This is a genomic window from Flavobacterium sp. FlaQc-52 (assembly GCF_044007495.1).
In the GTDB taxonomy this organism is placed as follows: Bacteria; Bacteroidota; Bacteroidia; order Flavobacteriales; family Flavobacteriaceae; genus Flavobacterium; species Flavobacterium cupriresistens.
This window is the reverse complement of the sequence record NZ_JBIPCV010000018.1, coordinates 1-24,111: the sequence shown is the minus strand read 5'-3', so window position 1 is coordinate 24,111 and position 24,111 is coordinate 1. Positions and strand designations below refer to the sequence as shown.

Annotated in this window: 18 protein-coding genes and 1 tRNA gene; 10 read left to right on the top strand and 9 right to left on the bottom strand. The window is 35.7% G+C overall.

Annotation, left to right across the window (positions count from 1 at the left end):
* Positions 1 to 909: 909 nt before the first annotated feature.
* On the top strand, positions 910 to 2,193 hold the full coding sequence (locus ACHRV5_RS21625) for a TCR/Tet family MFS transporter (protein ID WP_395428171.1): 1,284 nt from the start codon (positions 910 to 912) through the stop codon (positions 2,191 to 2,193).
* A gap of 293 nt (positions 2,194 to 2,486) precedes the next feature.
* Here the strand turns inward: ACHRV5_RS21625 and ACHRV5_RS21620 are convergent, their stop codons facing one another.
* Positions 2,487 to 5,144, bottom strand: a complete 2,658-nt coding sequence (locus ACHRV5_RS21620; protein ID WP_395428169.1) for a T9SS type A sorting domain-containing protein — start codon at positions 5,142 to 5,144, stop codon at positions 2,487 to 2,489.
* A gap of 156 nt (positions 5,145 to 5,300) precedes the next feature.
* Positions 5,301 to 6,140 carry a hypothetical protein gene (locus ACHRV5_RS21615; protein ID WP_047779102.1) on the bottom strand — a complete coding sequence of 280 codons (840 nt, stop codon included), beginning with the start codon at positions 6,138 to 6,140 and terminating at the stop codon, positions 5,301 to 5,303.
* Positions 6,141 to 6,339: 199 nt separating this feature from the next.
* Between ACHRV5_RS21615 and ACHRV5_RS21610 the strand changes: the two genes are divergently transcribed.
* Positions 6,340 to 7,308 (top strand): C1 family peptidase, encoded by a 969-nt coding sequence (locus ACHRV5_RS21610; protein ID WP_047779101.1) that lies wholly within the window; start codon positions 6,340 to 6,342, stop codon positions 7,306 to 7,308.
* Positions 7,309 to 7,360: 52 nt separating this feature from the next.
* On the opposite strand, the gene ACHRV5_RS21605 is transcribed toward ACHRV5_RS21610, so the two are convergent.
* The 5 genes from ACHRV5_RS21605 to ACHRV5_RS21585 all read right to left on the bottom strand — a co-directional run bounded on the left by ACHRV5_RS21605 (position 7,361) and on the right by ACHRV5_RS21585 (position 14,312).
* Positions 7,361 to 7,798, bottom strand: coding sequence for a retropepsin-like aspartic protease (locus ACHRV5_RS21605; protein ID WP_047779100.1), 438 nt, complete (start codon positions 7,796 to 7,798; stop codon positions 7,361 to 7,363).
* Positions 7,750 to 10,398, bottom strand: coding sequence for a CHAT domain-containing protein (locus tag ACHRV5_RS21600; protein ID WP_395428167.1), 2,649 nt, complete (start codon positions 10,396 to 10,398; stop codon positions 7,750 to 7,752). Before ACHRV5_RS21600 ends, ACHRV5_RS21605 begins: the two co-directional genes overlap by 49 nt.
* Before the next feature lie 342 nt (positions 10,399 to 10,740).
* A complete protein-coding gene (locus ACHRV5_RS21595) occupies positions 10,741 to 12,693 on the bottom strand; it encodes a PKD domain-containing protein (protein ID WP_395428165.1) in 1,953 nt (650 codons plus the stop codon).
* 198 nt (positions 12,694 to 12,891) lie between these two features.
* Complete coding sequence (locus ACHRV5_RS21590) at positions 12,892 to 13,878, bottom strand: hypothetical protein (protein ID WP_395428163.1); 987 nt, start codon at positions 13,876 to 13,878, stop codon at positions 12,892 to 12,894.
* 134 nt (positions 13,879 to 14,012) lie between these two features.
* On the bottom strand, positions 14,013 to 14,312 hold the full coding sequence (locus ACHRV5_RS21585; RefSeq protein WP_395428162.1) for a hypothetical protein: 300 nt from the start codon (positions 14,310 to 14,312) through the stop codon (positions 14,013 to 14,015).
* A 131-nt stretch (positions 14,313 to 14,443) separates the two neighbouring features.
* Between ACHRV5_RS21585 and ACHRV5_RS21580 the strand changes: the two genes are divergently transcribed.
* From ACHRV5_RS21580 to ACHRV5_RS21555, 6 genes are all read left to right on the top strand, one after another.
* Complete coding sequence (locus tag ACHRV5_RS21580; protein ID WP_047779095.1) at positions 14,444 to 15,028, top strand: RNA polymerase sigma factor; 585 nt, start codon at positions 14,444 to 14,446, stop codon at positions 15,026 to 15,028.
* A 2-nt stretch (positions 15,029 to 15,030) separates the two neighbouring features.
* A complete protein-coding gene (locus ACHRV5_RS21575; protein ID WP_395428160.1) occupies positions 15,031 to 15,756 on the top strand; it encodes a tol-pal system YbgF family protein in 726 nt (241 codons plus the stop codon).
* Positions 15,757 to 15,920: 164 nt separating this feature from the next.
* Positions 15,921 to 17,585, top strand: coding sequence for a S41 family peptidase (locus ACHRV5_RS21570; RefSeq protein WP_395428158.1), 1,665 nt, complete (start codon positions 15,921 to 15,923; stop codon positions 17,583 to 17,585).
* A 280-nt stretch (positions 17,586 to 17,865) separates the two neighbouring features.
* On the top strand, positions 17,866 to 18,645 hold the full coding sequence (locus tag ACHRV5_RS21565; RefSeq protein WP_230004282.1) for a TatD family hydrolase: 780 nt from the start codon (positions 17,866 to 17,868) through the stop codon (positions 18,643 to 18,645).
* 63 nt (positions 18,646 to 18,708) lie between these two features.
* Positions 18,709 to 19,845 carry a 1-acyl-sn-glycerol-3-phosphate acyltransferase gene (locus tag ACHRV5_RS21560; protein WP_047779091.1) on the top strand — a complete coding sequence of 379 codons (1,137 nt, stop codon included), beginning with the start codon at positions 18,709 to 18,711 and terminating at the stop codon, positions 19,843 to 19,845.
* On the top strand, positions 19,835 to 20,866 hold the full coding sequence (locus tag ACHRV5_RS21555) for an asparaginase (RefSeq protein WP_047779090.1): 1,032 nt from the start codon (positions 19,835 to 19,837) through the stop codon (positions 20,864 to 20,866). The genes ACHRV5_RS21560 and ACHRV5_RS21555 overlap by 11 nt, the downstream gene beginning before the upstream one ends.
* A 300-nt stretch (positions 20,867 to 21,166) precedes the next feature.
* On the opposite strand, the gene ACHRV5_RS21550 is transcribed toward ACHRV5_RS21555, so the two are convergent.
* Entirely contained in the window at positions 21,167 to 22,423 is a 1,257-nt protein-coding gene (locus tag ACHRV5_RS21550; RefSeq protein ID WP_395428155.1) for an MFS transporter, read from the bottom strand.
* Between the two features lie 91 nt (positions 22,424 to 22,514).
* Here ACHRV5_RS21550 and ACHRV5_RS21545 point away from each other — a divergent pair, with 91 nt between their 5' ends.
* Both ACHRV5_RS21545 and ACHRV5_RS21540 read left to right on the top strand, forming a co-directional pair.
* The gene (locus ACHRV5_RS21545; RefSeq protein ID WP_395428153.1) at positions 22,515 to 23,384 is read left to right on the top strand and encodes a LysR substrate-binding domain-containing protein; all 870 of its coding nucleotides are present in this window, start codon (positions 22,515 to 22,517) and stop codon (positions 23,382 to 23,384) included.
* A 62-nt stretch (positions 23,385 to 23,446) separates the two neighbouring features.
* Positions 23,447 to 23,533 (top strand) — tRNA-Ser (locus ACHRV5_RS21540).
* Positions 23,534 to 23,916: 383 nt separating this feature from the next.
* Here the strand turns inward: ACHRV5_RS21540 and ACHRV5_RS21535 are convergent.
* A partial coding sequence (locus ACHRV5_RS21535) for a transposase (protein ID WP_395428151.1) occupies positions 23,917 to 24,111 on the bottom strand: 195 nt, incomplete at its 5' end.

Here is a 24,111-nt window from a genome sequence, read left to right as displayed (position 1 = left end):
TCTTCGACTTCGCTCAGCCTGACACTTGGGGAGGAAAAATTTGGCGGCTTTGCGACTTTGCGAGAGACATTCGGAAGCTAAGAGGAGAGGCTTTTATGGAAAACCACACACTAAGGGGGTAAATACCAATATTTTAAATTCCAAATTCCAAATTTGGAGTTTTAGAGAAAAAAACTTGGCGATTCTGCGACTTTGCGAGAGACATTCGGAGGCTAAGAGGAGAGGCTTTTATGGGAAACCACACATTAAGGGGTAAATTCCAATATTTTAAATTCCAAATTCCAAATTAGGAGTTTCGTAATAGAAAGATCCCAAATTCCTTAATTGGAATTTGGGATTTTTTATTGAATTAAATAAATTGGAATTTGATAAAAAAGGGGGCTTCGACTTCGCTCAGCCTGACATTTGGGGAGGAAAAACTTTGCGGCTTTGCGACTTTGCGAGAGACATTTTGAGGCTAAGAGGAGAGGCTTTTATGGGAAACCACACATTAAGGGGTAAATTCCAATATTTTAAATTCCAAATTTTAAATTAGGAGTTTCGTAATAGAAAGATCCCAAGTTCCTTAATTGGAATTTGGGATTTTTTATTGAATTAAATAAGTTGGAATTTGATAAAAAAGGGGTCTTCAACTTCGCTCAGCCTGACATTTGGGGAGAAAAAAACTTTGCGGCTTTGCGACTTTGCGAGAGACATTCGGAGGCTAAGAGGAGAGACTTTTATGGAAAACCATACACTAAGGGCTAAATTCCAATATTTTAAATTCCAAATTAGGAGTTTAAGAATAGAAAGATCCCGAATTCCCTGATTGGAATTTGGAATTTTTTATCACCATCAAATAAGTTGGAATTTTACAAAAAAAGCCCTTCCTTTTTTTGTTTATTTGTATCACCTTACTAAAAAACAGCTATGTTACAAAAAAATAAATCTGCGGCTATTGGTTTTATTTTCATAACCATGTTAATTGATATTACCGGATGGGGGATTATTATACCGGTAATTCCGAAACTAATTGAAGAATTGATACATGGTGATATTAGTGAGGCCGCAAAAGTGGGTGGCTGGTTGACTTTTGCCTATGCCATAACCCAGTTTGTGTTTGCTCCCGTAATTGGTAATTTGAGTGATAAATACGGACGTAGACCGATTCTCTTAATTTCTCTTTTCGGGTTTTCATTAGATTATCTTTTATTGGCTTTTTCGCCTACAATTATATGGTTATTTGTTGGACGTATCATTGCCGGAATCACCGGAGCGAGTATTACAACGGCTTCGGCTTATATTGCCGATGTAAGTACGCCCGAAAACAGAGCTAAAAACTTCGGATTGATCGGAGCTGCTTTTGGTTTAGGATTTATTATTGGTCCGGTTATCGGGGGATTATTAGGACAATATGGTTCCAGAGTTCCTTTTTATGCGGCTGCCGTTTTGTGTATGGTGAATTTTTTATATGGCTTTTTTATCTTGCCGGAATCCTTAAAGAAAGAAAACCGCAGAGCTTTCGACTGGAAAAGAGCGAATCCGGTTGGTGCTATTTTAGGTTTAAGAAAACATCCAACCTTAATTGGACTTATCTCCGCGATATTTTTGTTGTATGTAGGTTCCCATGCCGTACAAAGTAACTGGAGTTTCTTTACGATCTATCGATTTAATTGGGATGAGCGCATGATCGGAATTTCATTGGGAATAATTGGTTTACTCGTAGGAGTCGTACAAGGAGGATTGGTACGATGGATCAATCCAAAAATAGGAAACGAAAAAAGTATCTATATCGGTTTGGCTTTATATACGGTCGGGATGTTGTTGTTTGCATTTGCTACAGAAAGCTGGATGATGTTTGTGTTTTTAATTCCGTATTGCCTTGGTGGAATTGCCGGACCAGCGCTACAATCTGTGGTGTCCAGTAAAGTATTACCAAGTGAACAAGGAGAGATACAAGGAACGTTAACGAGTTTGATGAGTGCTTCATCGATTATTGGACCTCCAATGATGGCCAACACTTTTTACTTTTTTACACATGACGATGCTCCCTTTAAATTTGCGGGAGCTCCCTTTATTCTGGGTGGTGCTTTAATGTTACTGAGTACGATCGTAGCTTATTTTTCATTAAAAAAACATGCTGTTTCAAAAGCAGAAACTAGTCCGGCGACAGAAAGTATACCCGCCACTGAAACGATTTCAATAAAAGAATAAACCAGAAATAAAAAGAGCCTTCATTATTCAAAATGAAGGCTCTTTTTTTATTGTTGTCGGAAGATTATTCCTTGGTTTCTCGAAGTAAAGTTGACAGGTTTCAAAAACCTGTCAGCTTTATTTTTAAGGGATTAAAGTATATTGTTCTTGGACGGAAATTTTAAAAATAGCCACAGATTAAAGGATTAGATAATCTGTGTTAATCCTTTTAATCAGTGGCAAAAAAATAATTCGTGCCAATTGGTGAAATTCGTGGAAAAATTTACTGCTCCACAACTTTTAGCCTTGATCCATTATTCCTTTACGAATTTTATGGCTTTTACTTTTCCGTTAGCTTTTACTTTTAAAACATAAATTCCTGTTGAAAGACTTGACAAATCAATTTCAGAGTGAGTTGTATTTATTTTTTTGAATAGAACAGATTTACCTGAAGTAGAGAAAATTTCAATTTCATCGATTGTCTCCTTATTGTCAAGGGTTAGAATGTGTTTGACCGGATTAGGCGAAAATTTGAAATACGCTAACTCAAAGTCAGGAGTAGAAAGTGCTCCATCAGATTTTGCTGTTACTGCGAGACGTTCTGTACTTTCAATCCCGTTTATAGTTTGTGAAGCATAATAGATTATACCATTGACTAAAACGGTTGTTAGAGGTAAACTGGTTTCGGCCTTTTTACCTGTTGACGAACTTTTGTTGCTGTACCAGGTAATATTTTGACCCTCAACGACAATATCAGCCAAAGTTTGTCCGGCTTTAAATTCGAAAACAATGGCATTTTTTCCATTTACAAGTGGTGCCGGTGGATTTACGGCTATGTCTTTAATAAAATAACATCCGTTGCTATCCTTTATATGTACAGAATGATACCCATAAGATATATTTGTAAAATAAGGACTGGATTGAAATGCACTCCCGTCTAATGAAAAAACATATTGTCCCGAACCTCCGCTAGTAGTAATAGTTAAAATTTGTGGATTTGCCTCTACAGTTGCGGTTAATAAAGAGGGTTGCGTAATTATTGCAGCTACCGATGAGATACATCCGGTAATATTATCCTTAACCGTTAAGTTGTAAGTGCCGGCAGCTAAATTTTTCAAAAGAATTGGGTTATTGCCAGTTCCAATAATATTGACACCCCCATTTACGCTATACGAATAACCGCCATCTCCTACTGTTTGTATCTTTATAGCACCATTTTGTTCTCCAAAGCAGCTTACATTAGTTACAATCTCTAAAACAGCTTTTGGAGTAACTGCGTTTTTTACTTCTATAATTAAAGTTACTGTAGCCTCTTGTGTATCGCGAACAGTTATATAATAAGTACCTGGAACTAAACCTGAAAATACATTTGAGGCAGTAAGAGGTTCGTTGTTTAGCAGATATTGATACGAACCTGTACCTCCTGTTGCCGTTACCGTAATTGTTGCTGTAGGATTATTACAAGTTATTGCAGTTACCGAAGCAACGGCAGAAAGTGTGTTTCTTGGGGCTACATTTACATTTGTTTTAGAAACGATGCAGCCGTTGGAGTCTTTAACATATACCGTATAAGTTCCTTTTGACAGATTGTTAAATGTATTAGCAGTCTGATATTGTACTCCATCTAAAGAATATTGGTAAGATCCGCTTCCTCCTGCTGCAGTAATACGTATGTTATTAGCATCAACCATCGCATCGGCGGTTAATTGATTGGGTTGGGTAATTACTGCCGTTAGCGTTTTTATGCATCCGGTGGCATTGTCTCTAACATTTATAGTGTAATTACCGGGACCTAAATTGTTAAAATAAGAATTGTTGTCGGAATTGCCATCTCTATATGGACCTCCATTTAAGCTATAAGAATAATCGGAGGGCTTTACTTTCTCTACCTTTATATAGCCATTTTGAACTCCAAAACAGCTTACATTTCCAACAACCAAAGTAGCTTCGGGAGGATTTACGGCACTTATTACCTTGGTTAGAGAGGTTGTAGCACCTTGACTGTCTGTCACGATTATAGTGTAAGTTCCGGCTGTCAAATCTGTAAATAAATTTGAAGTCGTAGAAGGGCCATTATTTATCGAATATCGATACGTACCTGAACCTCCTGTTGCCTCTACGGCTATTGTTGCTGTAGGATTATTACAAGTTATTGCAGTTACCGAAGCAACGGCAGAAAGTGTGTTTCTTGGGGCTACATTTACATTTGTTTTAGAAACGATGCAGCCGTTAGTATCTTTAACATATATGGTATACGTCCCTGTAGCCAGATCAGAAAAGAGATTGCTAGCCTGGTAAGGCACCACCAATACATTGTCAATAGTTGAGACGGCATATTGATAAGATCCGGTTCCTCCTGCCGCAGTAATACGTATGTTATTAGCATCAACCAACACATCGGCTGTTAATGGATTGGGTTCGGTAATGACTAAAAAGGTTGTGGAAATACATCCAATTTGATCGCGGGCTTCTATAGTGTAAACTCCCGATACAAGATTGTAGAAATAAGGACTGGTCTGGTAAGGCCCATTATTAGCACCGTTATTTACAGAACGGTAAACATAAGGAGCTTTTCCTCCTGTAGATTGCATAAGGATAAAACCGTCATTTGCTCCGTAACAACGGGATTGCGCGGTTACTCCAACGGTATTCAATCTTGGATTTAGGATCAGATTGAAATAATTTGTCGTGACCGTTCCCTTATTATCAATTCGCGCATAAATAGTTCTAGACGGCTCCGTACTTTTAAATTGGGTTGCTTGCAAAATTGGATTTACATTCATATTCGCCTCTTGCAGACTAACATGATAAGTTAGGGTAGTTTCGGCTGGATTTAAATTGCCCAGTAAAAGAGAATTGTTGACGGTTAAATCGAAATAAGTATCATCGTAACAGTGCTCAATAGGGTTGACTTGAGCATAAAACAGATTGGTAACTAATAAAAGAATAAAATAGAGTAGTTTTTTTTTCATACGTATCGGTTTGTTAAATAGAACTTTAACAAATATAGTATAAAAATAGATTTAGCGTTATTCTAATCATATATATGGGTTAGAATATGCTACAGCCTTTTTTTTTAAAATAAAGAATTTTAAGAAACCAATTTCGGCCTGAACCGCATAGCTCTTTTAAGGAATAAGCGTTTTCTTAAGATGTTGAATCTCTATCGCTGAGTTTATCCTTGTTGATAATTCATTGTAATCAGGATTGTAATTGTCCCAGATTTTCCAAATCCCATCTCTCTTTTTTATAAAATACGTTTGTCGGTTTACTTTATTTAAAACAATTGAAATGGCGTCGTTTTCATCCTTCCATTCCAGATTCCAGAACTCCTTTGCCGTGATAATGGCAATGGTGTCGGTTATGCTCGATACTTTAAAATCAAAAATTTCAAAATTAGATCGGTTGTTTATACAGTTGAGATGGTAGTTTAATTGGGAATAATTTTCGAAAAGATCTTTAATTCGTTTGGAGAAGGGGCCTTCCGGAAACACAAAATCAGATAAGCCTTCGTGACAGATTTGTGGCAATTTTTTTAAAGAGTTGAATTCTTCGTGACAATAATCGATAATCAATTTTTCAAAAAAAGAAGCCGATTCTGTTTTATTTTCAAACTCCAATAATTTGTTGGCATCTATTGCTTCATCGTTTAGAAAACTGTTTAAAGAAGGATAACCAATAAAAATAGCCAGTTTGTCTAAACTCTTTAAGAAACGCAAATCAGAGCTTTTAGTTTTTGAAGAGTCATTTTTAAAAATTCTTTGCAAGGTCATACTCGAAATAGAACAACCCAGCTCATTTTTTTTAGAGCCTTGCATGAACTCTGATTTTTCTAAACCATCAGAAATAATTTCCGACAGTATAATATAATGTGCTCTCTTCCACTCTTTAACCCCGGACAAAGTGCTGTTCTGTATAACTGGATGCGACTGTATGCCTTTTATTAATTTTTCTATTATGATTTCCATGGGCGAATTTTTTTAATAATTGACGTTCTTTTTCACGGTAATTAAATACAATTCTTATTAATGAATACACGGTTACATAGTTATGTTTAAGATAAGTTACAGTTGTGGTATTCTTATTGTTAATGTTATGCCAAAACTACTGATAAATTTGTTAAATAATTTAACCGACTTAATAATTAACAATTAAAAACAAAGAATTATGAAAAAACCTCAAATTAAATTTTCAATTAGAAAAATTGCACTCTTATTTTTAGCATTGCTTGCTTTTTATTCTTGTGAAAAAGGAAATGATCAGCAAGAAATCGATACTCAGGAAAAATTAATGGACGGACATGTTAATCTTTTAGATAAAGGAAGATATGGATTGGCTCAAATGCCGGACACTTATTTAAAGAGTATTCAGTTTACCTCTCCGGAAGAATACCGTTCTAAAATTGCCCAATTTAGACCGGACTTAACAACCAGTGCTCAGAAAATGTCTTTAACGGCTAAAGTGGCAGCAGTAAAAAACTTGCCGACACCTCCAGTTGGAGATCAGGGAAGCGAAGGATCTTGTGTAGGCTGGGGAGTTGGTTATGCCGCTCACAGTATTGCCAGATATCTTAACAATACTATACACCAAAGTAATTGGAGTGGAGCTTCAAGAAGTGCAGCATACGTATACAATCAGATAAAATTAGGGAATTGTGGAGCAGGATCTTATCCAAATGATGCGATGAACCTAATCAAAAATCAAGGAGAATGTTCAGAAGCTCAAATGCCTTACATTGCCGGAGGTTGTAATACACAACCATCATCACAACAAAAAACTTGGGCTGCAGGTAGAAAAACTGGCGGATGGTTTAGTGTGAACCCAAAAAGTGTTGCAGATATCAAATATTACCTAAACCAAAATTACGCTGTTGCAGTATGTTTTGATGTAAATCAAAGTTTTTATGACATTCGTAACAACAACCACGTTTGGTCTAGTCTATACGGAAGCAGACAAGGTGGACACTGCGTATGTATAGTAGGATATGATGATGCTACGGGACTTTTTAAAGTACAAAACTCTTGGGGAGCAGGATGGGGCCGTAGTGGTTTCTTCTATGTGACTTATGCTAATATCACCAACGGAGCCTTCAATTGGGCGGGATGTATTGTCCCTAATCCATCGGCAAACTCTTAGTATTAGGATTAATTGGTAAGAAAAAGAGGCAGTTGTAAAACTAGCCTCTTTTTTATTGCAGGTATACGTAATGATTGTAATAATCAATAATGGCTTTCCCTTTAAGTAAAACATCGGCGCCAATAATGCCATGAACAGGTTTTGTTTTGTAGGCACGTAAAGCTTCGTTTACATGCGAAAGATCAAAAATCACCAAACTGAAATCAGTATCTTTCCAACTCCCAAGTTGCAAACGATTGTGAGAAGAAAGTTGCGTTTCCATACCCGTTCCTCCTGCTCCGGAAGCTTTAGTTTTGGATTTTTTTGCCGATAATTCGAAGTACTCGATGCTTTCAAATCCAATACAGGAATTAGAAGCTCCGGTGTCCAGAATAAAACTTCCCGAAACCCCATTGATTTTGGCCTTAATAGACAAATGCTGTGTTTTGGTAATTTTGAACTTTATTTTTCGATACTTTGCTTTTTTAAGGACTTTCTGAAGATCTTCCATTTTCGATAAGGATTGAAAACCAAAAATAAACCAATTGCTGCCAATAAACTAATGCTATAGACGATATAATTGGAAGATTTTTCGGGTTGCGAAATAGTTCCGTAATAAACAAAAGCACTCCAATAATAAGGTGATTTTTTTGCATTTGGGATATTAGGATCCTTTAAAAAATCTCTTTTTGCATTGGCATTTGCTTCAACATAAGATTGTTTGTTTTTGAGGTTGGTATAAAAGTCATTCATAAAAACAGAAGTCGTAAAATCGTTTACCTTCCATAAAGAAAACAATAAATTTTTGGCACCCGCAAACTGAAATCCTCTTGCAATACTCATAGCACCTTCGGCTTTGTATAGTTTTCCTATCCCGGTTTCACACGCACTGAGAACTACCAGATCCGGATTGATGTTGAGGTTGTATAATTCTGAATATAAGATTTCCTGATCATAAAATTTGATGCTTGCCGGTGTTTCTAAATCGCCCGAAGAAGCATGTGTACTTAAATGCAAAATAGCATAATTCGCCGCATTATTTTTGAAATTAGAAAAGGTGGCGTTGCTGTTTTCAAAATACTGACCTCCAAAATTTTTCTTTATCGATTGCAATTCGTTTTTAGAAAAAGTCAAAGCAAAATTGGTTTTTTCGAAGATCGGAAAAATGCCCAAAACCGTTTTTTTAGCATTTGAATAGGGAATGGAGTTGAGGTAAAAGGAAGCCGAATTCGTATACCCAATATTAAAATCATTCAGGAAAAAATCCATTTTTGCAAAATTGGTCGTTTTGGATTCCTTTGTAATTAAAGCTTCAAACGGTAGAAAATTCAAAATCCCGTCCGGCACTATGATAAGGTTGGGATAAACAGATTTTTTAGGTAGTTTTAAAATATCGTAAACCTGTTTGCTGTATGTATTGTAGTCGGAAATAGCATTGGTAATCGCATCGGCGGAATTGAAATAATCAATAAACTGAACAATTTTAGGAATTGATACAGGCGTTGTATTAAGCCGATCTAAACGAATCTGATTGTTTTGTAAAGTAAAATAATATTGATTTTCAAATCCCATAAAATAGCAAATCATCATGGCTTTATCGTTTTCCAGTTTTGAAAATAAGGCTTTTAAATTGCAGGTTTCAGGAATATAGTTTCCGTTTTTAGACTCCGTTTTTTTGAGTAAAAGCATGATTTCGTTTTGCTTTTTTATAAGTCGGTTTAGCTCTGTAAGCGTTGCCGAGTTTCCTTTCTGCTGTTCTTTTAAAATGGAATTGTTTAAGTTTTGAAGTTCGTACAAATAATGTTTTTCTGCTGCGGAAGCGCTTTTAATGTTAGAACGAAAACTTTTTAAAATGCCTGATTTGGTTTTTTCAGACAATTGAAAGGCGTTTTCAATATATTCAATTTTGCCTTCTTTTTGATATAAATGGCTATAGATAGCAATACATTTTTCAGTCCGGTTTCGGGATCGTAGTTGTGTAATGATTTTGGAGTTTTCATAAACCAAAGAATTCATGACTAAATTTTCGATATAAAATGAAATTTCAAAAGCTCGTATTGCTTCTTTTGGTTGCTTGAATTGAAAAATTTCCGCCTGTAGATCAAGCGCATCAATTAAAACCGTTTCCGCATACACTTGATTTTGATCCGGAAGACTGTTTTTTGAATTGTAATTGGGAACTAAAATTTTAAAAATAGCCGAAATCAGTTTCGTGCTTTCATTGTATTTATGTTCATCAAAAAGCAATAAAGCTTTTTCGTAGTATAGTTTTGCAAGTTTTCTGGGTTGTTGATTTTTGGTTTCTAAAAACAGTTTTTCGGCTTTTTCTAAATAGGAATTTGCAATTTTAAAATCTCCTCGCTGCCGATTTAGTGTTGCCAGATTCCGATAACAATTCGATAAAGTTTCGGATTGCTCTTTTTCATTTTTTAAATAGTTAACAGCCAATTCAAATGCCTTTTTAGCTTGCTGATGAATTTCAGGACGCATTAAATTAGTTGTGGAAATTAATAAATAATTATTCCCGAGATTATTCAGTAAAATCCCTTTTTGAGAATTGGATAATTTCTCTGTTTTCAAAGTGTTTTGCAACAATTCAATGGCTAGAGAAATTTTACCCGAACTTTGATAAACGTTAGATAAATTGAGAATTGCTGCTATTTTCTGAGGCTCGTTTTTTTCGATATTGGCAATAAAATAATACTGTTTAATAGTGTTTTCAGCATTGTCATAGTCGCCCAGAATCGTGTACAAATTGCCCAAAGGTTTTAAACAAAACTCCACTATATCGTAGTTTTTGAGTTTGTTCTTCTGATAGATTTGCCAGGCCTTTTCATAACTTTTGATCGCCTTTTCCGACTGCCCAAACTGATTTTCATAATAGGCTTTATTGCAGTTTAAAACCACCAAGGCTAGTAATTCTGCCTTAGATTTTGGTTTTGAATTTCTCCAGAAATCCGCTTCTGCTTTATCGAGGTTTTGCAGCCCCTCCGGACTTGGATTACCCACAAAAGTATCTACAACATGGTATATTTTATCTTCCTGACTTTGCCCAAAAACGGTCAGACTTAGGAAAAGGAAAATTAAACCATATAAGTGATGTGAGTTCATTTAAAGTTTGTTGGTGGGAAGAGTTAAACCATATAAGTGATGTGAGTTCATTTGAAGTTTGTTGGCGGAGGAGTTAAACCATATAAGTGATATGAGTTCATTTAAAGTTTGTTGGTGGGGGAGTTAAACCATATAAGTGATGTAAGTTCATTTAAATATTGTTGGCGGGAATAATTAAACCATATAAGTTATGTGAGGTCATTTGAAGTTTGTTGGTGGAGGAGTTAAACCATATAAGTGATGTGAGTTCATTTAAAGTTTGCTGCGAAAAAGTTAAGCGCAACAATATTCAAGCCAGTATAATATGAACTTACATCACTTATATGGTTTAAAAAAAAACCGCTAAAACTTCCAAATTCCATAAAACTGAAAATAATTAAAATTCTGCTCAAAGTTGATTACATACCGTGCCCCCAGACTTGGACCAATTCGGGCCGCTCCGATTGTTAAGTCGAATAACAAACCGGTTTTAAAATCAGCAAAAGAATTTTTAACCGAATTCGAATCTGTTTTGGTGTTTATTACAAATTTTTCGGAATCTCCTTCAAAAGTTTCAATTTTTATAGTCTGATTTCGTTCCTCAGAAATATTGAAATTGGCTTGTAAACCCGCACCAACACCAATATAGTTATTGATATTGTACCGAATCAGGATAGGGACTTCCCAATTGACACTTTTATTTTCAGTGCTTGTAGTAGTTCGTTGACGCTGTTTTAGACCATTGGGACTTATAACAATACCGTCAATTACATTTGCGGCACTGTCATATTTATTGATACTATTGAGCCATTCCACCTGCCAGTAAAAGCGATACGACTTAAAAGGAGAAATAGTGGCACCAACAAAATAACTCGTCGAGTTGTCTAAATCCGGATATAGATTGTAACCCGCTTTTGCGCCAATAGAGATTCCGGGTAAAAATCGGGTAGTGGCGTAGTTGGTAATGATAGGTTCATTTTTGTCGAAAATGATCGCAGTACGGGTTCTGGTTTTTACTTTGTGAAAGTCTTTATTAAATTTCATAGAATATTTCACAAAGCCTTTTGTACTGTCTTTTTCGTGTACATTTTTCTGTTCACTTCCCGGTAGATAGATGTTTTTGAACGTAAAAAAGATCTGTTTTTGTTTGATAATCGTATCGAGACAGCTTACTGTCGGAACTTCGTCTTTCGGGCAAATCGGACATTCAGGATACATGCTTTCGATTTTGAAAGTCTTTTTGTCAAACATATCTGGAATATCAGTTTCAAGGCGAATCATTCTGGCAGGACCTTCTCCGTTGTTTTGAAAACGGGTTTTGAAATTTACCCGTTTAAAACGCACGAATCGATAGTTCATAAAACTTCCGTTAGATCCCATTTTGTTTGGGTCGTGAGAAGTGACAATTTCCATCTCAAGGTTCTTTATTTTATGGTTTTTATAACTTCGGTTAGGAACAAAGATGCCACGCATCGTAACAGTTGCGCTGGTATCTTTAATCATTTCGGGAGTCGTTTTGAACGTATAAAAAAGATTGCGGGTTTCGCCCGGATTGGCATCATCAAATTCTAATACAGAAACATTATGATAGGTTTTATGGGCGTCTGACAAGGAGGCGTCCAGATCTTCTTCAGTTGTGGTATTTTTATATTTTTTGATTCTTGAAATGCTTTCGGCAGAAGCCAGATACGATTTGGTATCCTCAAGATCATTCACCGAAGCCACCACGTTTTCTTTTACTTCACGTTCGTTGGCATGAGTCCTGAAATCTATTAATTCGAAATTGTTGTTTTTGAATTGCTTTTCATTGTAAAACAAATAAAGCTTTCCACTCGAAACATAATTTTCCAGATTTTGATAACTCACTACAACTACCATTTCCTGTTCCGGAATAGGATCACAGTTTTTTAAGATTGCAAAGCCGTTCTGATCTGCAATAGAAGCAATGTCTTTATAATTAGAATCTGTAATGTCATTTACAGCAACTTTTTTAGGACGTGTTGCCGGAGGCTTCCCGTTGTCGTAATTGTTGGTTACGGCTAGTCTTGTGGTGTAGTTGCCCTTGTTTTTATAGACATGTTTAGGCTCGGCCTCTTTGCTGTAATGTCCGTCTCCCAGTTCCCATAGATAGGAATAACTTGGTTTTGGAGCACCAGCAATTGGAATTAAAGGTGGCGTCTCAGGTTTGAAATTAACCTGATTCCCGTTCTGATTGTAAATAATAGTTGCTCTTCGGGTTATGGTGTCTTTTACCTTAGTTTGTGCCAACGCCATTACAGAGGAAAGAAAAATTAAATAACATAAAAGCTTTTTCATATCGAGGAGGTTTTTTATCTCTGAGGTATGCAGCGTCCTTTTCTGTCCATCGTTGCAGATGACGGAATGACACTGTTCAGATAGCTGTTGGGGACAGGATTAGCTTCTGTAGCACATCATAAATAATTGTAAAACAGATTAAATGTAAAAAAAAGTGATGAGCTAATCACCACTTTTTCTCAAAAAGTATTTAGTAAGTTACTGAATAGCATTAATTGCTGCTACCAGTTGCGCTTCGGTGCCGACTGTTGTTTCGGCAAGTGTGAAGCTATAAATATCGCCGGCAGCTACGGTTACCCCTTTTATTGCGTAGCGCCATTGACCATTATTTTCCGTTACAAAAATCACATGACAAGCCAATCCAATTGGGATTTGTCCGTAGTGTTCACTAAACAATCCGGCTGTTGTATAGGTATCCAGTTTGGCCAATGCATTTGTTCCTTCACCATCATAAGACAAATAAACAGCACTGTTGTTGTTGTCATACCCTTCAGGCGCATCTACAAGAAGGCTTGTTTTTGGTCGAGGATCACTGTAAAAACGGTCCACGTTTGTCCATCCAAAGTTTCCAAAAGTAACATAGTAGTTTGATGCTTCTCCTTTTACACCGCCACCATTTTGACCTTCACCATCTTTAGCTTGTTTCCAAACCAATTCTCCTGCTTCGTCAATTCTTCCTGTCCATAAGGTCATTGCATTGTCTACGCCATCCGTTAAAGCTGCCGGAATGATCATACTCATAGAACAAGAGGTTTGAAGTGCAACACCGCCTTGTGTAGCCTTAATGAAAAATTCACCTCCCGAAATCAATAAGTTTTTCTTTCCGTCTGTTGTAAGTCCCATGGTAGGTTTGTTGGTCACAAGCATGTTTCCTTTGTCAAAAAGTTCGATGTATTCAATGTCAACAGTTCCGGTCACGGGAGTTCCGTTTTTCATTAAACAATCTCCGTTGATGCTTACTTTCACACCTTTGGCAGAAGTAAAGGTTACCACACCACTTGCAGCTGTGATGGTGAAGTTTTGTGTATTTTTTTTGACTCCTTGTTCTCTGATACTTTTGAAGGCTGCAGGAGTTGCAGGCAGAATCACATTGTTGTCGCCATCGTTGTTGTCGCTGTTGTCACAGCTTACTAATGTCGTTATAGCGAATAATAAAAGTCCGATTGTTTTAAAATTTGTTTTCATGATGTTTAGTTTTAATAGTTATTTGTGAATAGATGTTTATGAAAGGGAAATTGTTACCCTCTGTTTTTATTTTATTTCGATTTATACTAGTAGATCAATGGCATGGAGAATTTGTTACCCCTCTTTTTAATAAATTATTTCGAAAGGCATTTTTCTTCAAAAACATTCCCGTCTTCATCCAGTGCGACCAGTATGTCTTTCTTTTTTGAAAATGAAACAACAAAGTACAGCCACACGATTGACCAAAGCCCCATAGTAAGGACCGTAAGAAACAGATGAAAAGGATGATTGATTTCTTTTTTTTCTTTGGATAAAACAGCATAAGGTAATTTTTCGTTATGCTCGATAATGACAAAACCATTTCGTTTTTTAGCGGTAAGCATTTTGTGAAACTGATCCAGATTTTTTTCGTTTATAAGTTGATAACTTTCCATGTCACTTCATTTTTTGAATTGTTTAAAAAGATTCTTGTGCTGTTATATCAATTTGATTTTGTAATTGTTACCCCTGTTTTTGAAATTTATTTTAAGATTCTTTTTACATTAGCGAATTAAAAAGTTGTTTTATGGCCAAAACTAAAATTCATTCCGACCAAAAATATATTGAAGGACTTGCTGCTAATAATTCGACTATAATTCAGGAGATTTATAAAAAGTATGTTCCGAAAGTTGTTTTCTATATTAGGAACAATTCCGGTAATCAGGATCAGGCACAGGATATTGTTCAGGAAATAATGATACTGCTTTTTAATCAGGCCAAAGCCAATACACTACAGCTAACCTGTCCGTTTGATGCCTACTTTTTCTTGTTGTGTAAAAGAAAATGGCTAAACGAATTAAAAAAAACTGCCAATAAGGGGGTAACAATTAATGAAGATGCGGGATCTATAAGTGAATCTGCTCATGAATTGGTAGAGCAAACCAAAGAATTTGATGAAAAACAACAGCTTTTTGATACCATGTTCCAAAAATTAGGAGACAAATGTCAGGAAGTATTAAAGTTGAGTTTTACCCTAAAAACGATGGAAGAAGTTGCCGAAAAGCTTAATGTTACTTACGGGTATGTCCGTAAAAAGAAGTCATTATGCATTGGCCAGTTAACACAGTGGATTCAGGAAAATAAAAACTTTAAATCTCTAAAAAATAACTAGTCATGAACGAAGAACGCTACATATTATTCGATCAATACCTTCAAGGCGAACTGACTGTTGATGAAAAAGCGAATTTTGAAAAACAATTATCCGAAGATCAGGAATTTTCTGCGGAGTTTGAGGCTTTCCAAATAGCGCAGCAGCAATTAGAAAATAAATTCGGAATTGCAGCAGAAAGAGAGGCGTTTAAAGAAAATCTGATGAAGATTTCGGACAACCATTTCAATAAAAATAAATCAAAAGTGATTGCCCTGAAACCTTGGAATTATGCAGTTGCGGCCTCTGTAGTACTTTTGGTAGGATTGTTCTTTTTTAATTATACTCAAAAACCGATTTACGAAGAGTATAGCGAACACGAACAGGCTTATTTTACGGAAAGAGGAGATGTAAATACAGCTTTAAAACAAGCAGAAATAACTTTTAACGCTCATAACTATAAAGCTGCAATCCCGCATTTTGAAACGGCTCTAAAGGAATCAAAAACACCAGAAGTTCAATATTTTTATGGAATTTCTTTATTAGAAGACAATCAGTATAAAAAAGCAGAAACCACCTTCGAAGAGCTAAGATCCGGAACCTCGGCATACAAATACAAAGCAACTTGGAATCTCGCTTTGTCTAAATTGAAACAAAAAGACTATATCGGTTGTAAAGAGATCCTGCGCACCATTCCTCAGGATTATGAAGATTATGTTGAAGTCCAGATTCTACTGAGGGATTTGAGATAGTAGTTTTCAGTCTCAGTATTCAGTCTCAGTATTCAGTTATTCGGCATGTCGGGACTGGGACTGAGACTGAAAACTGCGACTCTTTATTTCGTCCTAAAATTCCTCGTTTTTAAAATTTATTATTTACATTCGGCCAACCAAAAAACAACCAAATTTTAAACCGAATGAAAAAGGTTATCCTGTTACTTCTTCTTGTGTCTTCACAAATTGTGTCGGCAAATTCAAAAATTACCGAAACCGAAAAACTTACCGCCACTTGCAAAGTCTGGGGATTTCTGAAATACTATCATCCAAAGGTAGCCAACGGAGATTTTAACTGGGACCAGCAGTTGTTGGAAATTTTGCCAAAAATAGATAAAGCAAAGACAAAAGAAGAGTTTTCATTGGTGTTGGAAAATTGGATTGATACTTTAGGCGAGGTAAAAGCAATTGCGCCAATTGTAGTATCAAAAGATACAGACTACTTTGATAAAAACTTTGATTTATCGTGGATTAGCAAAAATAAAAACTTCTCGAAAAGACTTTCGAAGAAATTAAAATTTATAGAAGAAAACAGATTTCAAGGAACGCTCTTTTATATAGAAGGTAAGGAGCATGTTGGAAATGTTGCTTTGAAAAATGAAAGTTATAAAAATCCGGACTTTAAGGATCAAAATTCAAAACTTCGACTGCTGTTTATGTACTGGAATTTAATTGAATATTTTTTCCCCGATAAATACCAAATGGATCAGAAGTGGGATACAACTTTAGAAAAAACAATCCCGCTTGTTATTAAATCTGAAAATGCTGATGCTTTTTATGGCGCAATGAAAAAATTAGTGTCTAAACTTGATGATAGTCATGTAGAGTTTTTCATATATCCTACTACGGCATCAACTACTAAGATAAAGAGATATTTTCCTGCTGATGGTAAGATAATTGAGGAGAAACTGGTGGTTACAGAAATTTTGGGCGACAGTCTGGCACAGGCATACGATATAAAAATCGGTGATGTAATTACTAAAATAAATGATAAGACAATAAAAGAACTTATTTTAGAAAATAAAGACATGATTTGCGCGTCAAATGAAGCTTCGTATCTGGATAAACTGGTCAAGATAATTTTGTTAAGTAATTCAGATACAGTCAAAGTAGAGTTTTTAAAAGACGGTCAGTACAGTACAAAAACAATGACCTGGTTTAATTATCATGATTCTCACCGAAACGAGTTTAAAAAAGGAGCCCAAAAAAAGAAAGAAAAGTTTAAGCTTTTAGAGAATAACATCGGTTATGTCAATATGGGAGTGCTAAAAGACAGAAATATTCCGGACATGATAGAGACTTTAAAAGCGACTAAGGCAATCGTTTTTGACATGAGAAACTATCCGAACGGCACTTACCAGGAAATAGGAAGGTTTATAAACCCTCAGGAAAAAGAATTTGCAATTTACACCCGTCCCGATTTAAGTTATCCGGGAAAGTTTGTATGGAGTGGAGGAACCTCAATCGGTTTTGAAAATAAGGATCATTATAAAGGAAAGGTAATTGTACTGCTCAACGAGAAGTCAGTAAGCCAATCGGAATGGACAGCGATGTGTTTTCAAACCACCGGAAATACGACCATCATCGGAAGCCAAACCGCCGGCGCAGATGGCAACGTCTCTGAATTTGATTTCGAAGGATTTCATACACTATTCTCCGGAATAGGAGTGTTTTATCCGGACAGACGCGAAACACAAAGAATCGGTATTGTTCCGGACATAGAAGTAAAACCAACCATAAAAGGAATCCAGGAAGGAAGAGATGAGGTTTTAGATCGTGCATTATTATTTGTAGAATCAGGTAAATAACAGTGCCTTTTTTCGATATTAATAACCCTTCCGAAAGCATAAGCAATAATCTTTGTAGTAGTCAGAGGATGTAAAAGTTACTCCAAAAGTTACACACAGAATAAAGTTCACGATAAAGAGATTAATTCAGTAAAAAGAAGAAAATCAGTTTTAATCCGCGTCTTCACGTCAGTGAACCCGTTTAATCCGCGTCCCATTTTTAACGTAATACTTGTGAGTACAATCAAATTGGGAAAGTGCACAATATTGTCGTAATTTTGGCTTTTTTAAATTGATACACTTGAATTCAACAGTAATTATTACCGATACGCACACCCACTTATATTCAGAAGAGTTTGATCAGGATCGTGATGAAATGATACAACGTGCCATAAACGCCGGAGTAACACGTTTTTTTATTCCTGCAATTGATGCTGCAGCAACACAATCGATGTATGACTTGGAGCAAAATTATCCTGAAAATGTATTTTTGATGATGGGGTTACATCCCACTTACGTGAAAGACAATTATCTGGACGAATTGAAACACGTAGAAACCGAATTGACAAAGAGACAGTTCTACGCCGTTGGTGAAATTGGAATCGATTTGTATTGGGATAAAACACATCTCAAAGAGCAGCAATTCGCCTTTAGAAAGCAAATTCAGTTAGCGAAACAATATAAATTACCGATCGTAATTCATTGCCGTGAAGCGTTCGATGAGATCTTTGAAATTCTCGAAGAAGAGAAATCAGCCGATTTATTTGGAATTTTTCACTGTTTTACCGGAACACAGGAACAGGCTTTACAAGCAATATCCTACAATATGAAGCTCGGAATCGGGGGTGTAGTAACTTTTAAAAACGGAAAAATTGATCAGTTTTTAAATCAAATCGATTTAAGACATATTGTTCTCGAAACCGATTCGCCCTATTTGGCGCCAATTCCGTACCGTGGAAAGAGAAATGAAAGTAGTTATGTTATTAATGTAGTAGCAAAATTAGCAGATATTTATAACGTTTCTGAAGCAGAAATAGCGGCAATTACAACACAAAATTCAAAAGACGTTTTTGGTATTTAACCCACAACTTACAATACTTTGAATTTTTTTTTGTTCTTTTGCGCATTAAAATAGATATTTATAATGCAGAGATTTGATGCCATTCGACCTTTTTATGATTCAGAAATAAATGAAGCACTTCATGGTGTTGCTAATCATCCGATGATGAAAGCCATGATGAATTTTACTTTTCCGGAGTTAGAAGACGAAGTTTGGAAAGATCAATTGAGAAAAACACATTCGATTCGTGATTTTCAGTGTAATTTTATTTATCATACGATTCAGAAAGTACTGGAAAGAAGTTCAGAAGGACTTACAACTTCAGGCTTTGAGAAATTAGAAAAAAATACTTCCTATTTATTTGTCTCCAATCACCGTGATATTTTGTTAGATACCACTTTGCTGAACGTTTGTTTATTCGAACACGGTTTGGTGATGACGGCATCTGCTATTGGAGATAATTTAGTTAAAAAAGCATTTTTAAGCACACTGGCAAAACTGAATAGAAACTTTTTAGTTCTGAGAGGTTTAACGCCAAGAGAAATGTTACAAAGTTCTAAGTTATTGTCTGAGTATATGGGACAATTACTGCTTCGCGAAAATCGTTCAGTTTGGATTGCGCAAAGAGAAGGACGTACCAAAGACGGAAATGACGAGACCAATCCGGGAGTACTTAAAATGATCGGAATGGGTTCTGATGAGGCTAATCTAATGGATTATTTTAAAAAGATAAAAATAGTTCCGGTTTCCATTTCATACGAGTACGATCCGACAGATGTTTTGAAAATGCCACAATTAATGGCAGAAGCAAACAACGAAGTTTATATTAAAGAGAAAAACGAAGATTTCATGACCATTTTAAGTGGTATCATGGGAACTAAGAAAAGAATACATATTTCTGTTGGAGATGTTTTAGATACAGAAATTGATCAGATTGCAGCGGAGAATGATAATGCCAACAAACAAATTCAGGCTTTGGCACAAGTAATTGATGATTCTGTTTTGAAAAACTATCAATTATGGCCGACCAATTTTATCGCTTACGATATTTTGAACGAGACAGATAAATTCTCACACAAGTACAAAGAGAGCGAGAAATCCCTTTTTGAACGTCGTTTAGAAATGAGAATTGGTAGCGATAATCCGGTTACAAGACAAGGATTTTTGGCTATGTACGCCAATCCGGTGGTTAGTAAATTAAAATATCAGGATGTCATCTAAAGCTAAAATACTTTTAATTTATACCGGAGGAACTATCGGTATGAGCAAAGATTTTGAGACAGGAGCGCTCAAAGCTTTCAACTTTAGTAAATTATTACAAAAAATTCCGGAGTTAAAACAATTGGATTGTGAAATCGAAACGGTTTCATTTGAGAATCCGATTGACTCTTCCAATATGAATCCCGAAATGTGGACCAAAATTGCCACAATTATCGAGGAGAACTATATCCCTTTTGATGGGTTTGTAGTGTTACATGGTTCAGATACAATGTCGTATTCTGCTTCAGCATTGAGTTTTATGCTTGAGAATTTAGCTAAACCTGTAGTGTTTACCGGATCGCAATTACCAATTGGAGATTTGCGCACCGATGCTAAAGAAAATCTGATTACTGCTATTCAGATTGCTTCACTTCAGGAAAATGGTAAACCTGTGATTCATGAGGTTTGTTTGTATTTTGAATATAAATTATACCGAGGCAATCGAACTTCAAAAGTAAATGCAGAACATTTTAAAGCCTTTACCGCACCTAATTATCCTGAATTAGTAGAGTCAGGTGTACATTTGAAATTAAACGAACATTTATTTCTGCCTATAAAATCGGCTGCAGACTTAATTGTCCATAAGAATCTGGACAATCATGTAGCAATTGTAAAAATGTTTCCCGGAATGAGCGAAGCTGTTTTGGGTTCGATTCTGGCAACTCCCGGCTTAAAGGGAATTGTTTTGGAAACATACGGTTCCGGAAATGCTCCAACCGAAGATTGGTTTTTAAGTTTGATAAAAAAAGCAATTCAATCCGGCTTGCATATTGTAAATGTTACACAATGTTCGGGAGGAAGTGTGAACATGGGGCAATACGAAACCAGTACAGCTCTGAAAGAATTAGGCGTAATTTCAGGAAAAGACATTACAACCGAAGCCGCAATTACAAAACTAATGTATCTACTAGGGCATAAAATCAAAGCAGAAAACTTCAAAACAATATTCGAAACCGCTTTGCGCGGAGAAACTTCGCTATAAATAATTAAATTCCAATATTTAAAATTCCAAATTCCAAAATTGAGAAAATTGATTTCTTAATTTTGGAATTTTGTTTTTAGCAGATAAACGTAAATTTTTCCGTTTTGATTTAGAGGCTTCATTGAAGACATACTTTTCCATATAATTATGCAATATGTTTTTGCACGAAAGAGAAGTAACTCTCAATATACTTCCAACTATATTTAAAAAATACCAGATACCAAGAAACCAAATCTAAAATGAACTTATATTACTTATATGGTTCAAAGCTCACAAGTCCACAAGTTTGGAATTTGGAATTTAATTATTGGATTTTAAATTATCAGTATTTCTGTATTGAACAGGGCAAGTCTCCAATTCCTCTGCAGTTTTGTGATTTTTGTAATACACATAAACAAGCACAGAGATAAGACAGATTACCCCCTGAATAGCCACTGTCGCTCGTACACCAAGTGAATGAGAAATGTACCCAATAATCAAACTGCCCACAGGAATCATTCCCTGATAAGCCATCATATAATAACTAATACTTCTCGAACGCATGTTTACAGCACTTTGTGTCTGAATATAAATATTTATCGATGAGGTTTGTCCCATCATTCCAATACCACTCAAGGTCATACAAATAAGAGCAACAGCCAGACTGCCCGAAATCGCTAGAATAATGACACTGAAACCGAGCAGTAAACTCGATGCAATCATTATTTTATTCATGTTTTTGGATGTTTTTAAGTTGGCAAGGTAGATGGCAGCTAAAACAGAGCCAATACCGGCGGCACTTTCAAACCAGCTAAAAGTCTGAGCATTTCCGTTAAAAATATCTTTAGCAAAAACAGGCATAAGCGTATTAAAAGAAATTACAAACAAACTACTGCACATAAGCATAAGTAACATTCGGGCCATTTCAGTTTCTTTTTTCACATAATCCATACCTTCCATGAAATCATCCAACATTTTGAGTTTGTTTTCTGCTTTGATATGGGGTGTGATTTTCATCAACATCAAAGAAATTAGAACCGGAATATAACTTAGAAAGTTTCCCATAAAACAAATGTCTTCACCGTATTGATGCAAAATAATTCCGGCAAGAGCGGGTCCTGCAATTCTCGCAAAGTTGTTTAGAGTTGAGTTTAGCGCTACTGCATTTGGTAAATCCTCTTTGTCGTTTACAATATCAATCATCATAGTTTGTCTACAAGTCATATCAAAAGCATTGATAATACCCTGTATAAGACTCAGCGCTAGTATAAAGTTAATGTTGTATATTTTTAGATAAATAAGGAGTGCCAATGCGCCTGCCTGTAGCATTGCCAAAGATTGTAATACCATCATACAGCGATGTCTGTCGTAACGGCCAATAATACTTCCGACCAGAGGTGCTAAAAATAAGGACGGAATCATACTTAAAAAAGTCGCCAGTCCAAGTAAAAATACAGATCCTGTTATGCTATAAACCATCCAGCTTACAGCAGTTTTTTGCATCCAGGTACCAATAACCGAAACCGACTGACCGTAAAAGAATAATTTGAAGTTTTTTGATTTTAACGCCTTAAACATGATGCCTTTTGTTTTTTTACAAAGTTCGGAATTATGATTTCATTAGAAAAATTAATAATTTTACTTATAATAAGTAGTAAAACTTATCAATATGGAAATCTATCAACTACACTATTTTATAAAAACAGCTGAGGTATTACATTTTACAAAAGCAGCGGAGCTTTGTTATGTAACACAATCCGGATTATCACAGCAAATAAAAAAACTCGAAGAAGAACTCGGGATGCCTTTATTCGTCAGAATTGGGAAAAAAGTACAACTTACCGAAGCCGGATCTGTTTTTTTGATTCATGCCAAACAGGTTATAGAAAAGGTGCAAAACGGTAAGCAGGCAATTGATGATTTAAACGATATGATTGGTGGGGAGTTGCGACTTGGTGTGACCTATATCTTTGGACTTTTGATTTTACCGGTGATCAATTCGTTTGCAAAAAGATATCAGAATTTGAAAATTGTGGTAGAATACGGAACAACTGAAGCTTTAGAGCAGAAACTAATGAAGAACGAATTAGATTTGGTTTTGGTTATTTCGTCTCACGAAATTGGACTTCCAATTAAGAAAGTGCCTTTGTTTACTTCTCAGATGGTGATGGTGGTTTCAAAATCACATCCTTTGGCGATTTTAGATAAGATTGCTTTCAAGAAAATAGAAGAGATTCCACTTATTTTGCCGGGAAAAGGTTCTAATTCGAGAGAATTTGTAGAAGGGTTGTTTCTCAAACACAATATGAAACCCAAAATTGCGATCGAATTAAATTCTATTCATGCTTTGTTGCAAATGGTAGAAAACAGCGATTGGGCGACTATAGTTGCTGAAAAAGCGCTGAAAGGCTGGGATAATCTGAAATCTATTGTTATTACCGGAGTTCCGACTAAAAGAGATTCCTTTATGTTGACGATGGGAGGATACCAGAAAAAGGCCGTAAAATTGTTTATGGAGGAGTTTAGAAAAAGTATTTAAAAGGAATGTTGGATTTTACTTTTGTAAGTCACTTTTTTTTATGTTATTTGCAAACCGAAAATAGAGAGGTGTCCGAGTGGTTGAAGGAGCTAGCCTGGAAAGCTAGTATATGGGTAACTGTATCGTGGGTTCGAATCCCATCCTCTCTGCAAAATTAAAACCGCAATTTCATGTTATGATGAGATTGCGGTTTTTTCGTTTATTCCACTTTTTCTTAAGGTAGAGAATAAATGATACTGCTTTGTTAATTAGTGTGTTTATGCTATCTTTTTTGGTGTTGTTGATTCCTTCTTATTATTGTAGTCAAGATTTCTCCGGTGAAATCCATTCGTTTCGATCAGTTTTCTTTATATAGTACACCCTCAACCCGACAGGTTTTCAAAACCTGTCGGGTTTGTTTGTTAAAGAGAGTAAGGTAAAGAATAACAGTTGTCCTTTATATATAGGTATAGTAAATAAGCTGATAAGTGAATGTTCTGGTAAAGCCAGAGTTTATTAGGGATCAACACTAAAACCTGTGGAGTAGTAAAAATTAAGCATAAATATTAGTGAGTCTAAAAAGGAAGTATTCTATATTTCTAACACCTCTGAATTTTGATTTAAACGCTTTTATTTTTGCATTGAAAGATTCTGCCGAAGCGTTGGTGCTTCTGTTGTCAAAATAGTTCAATATGGTTTGATAATGATTCATGATTGTGCGAGAGATTGTGCCAAAAGACTTAAACCC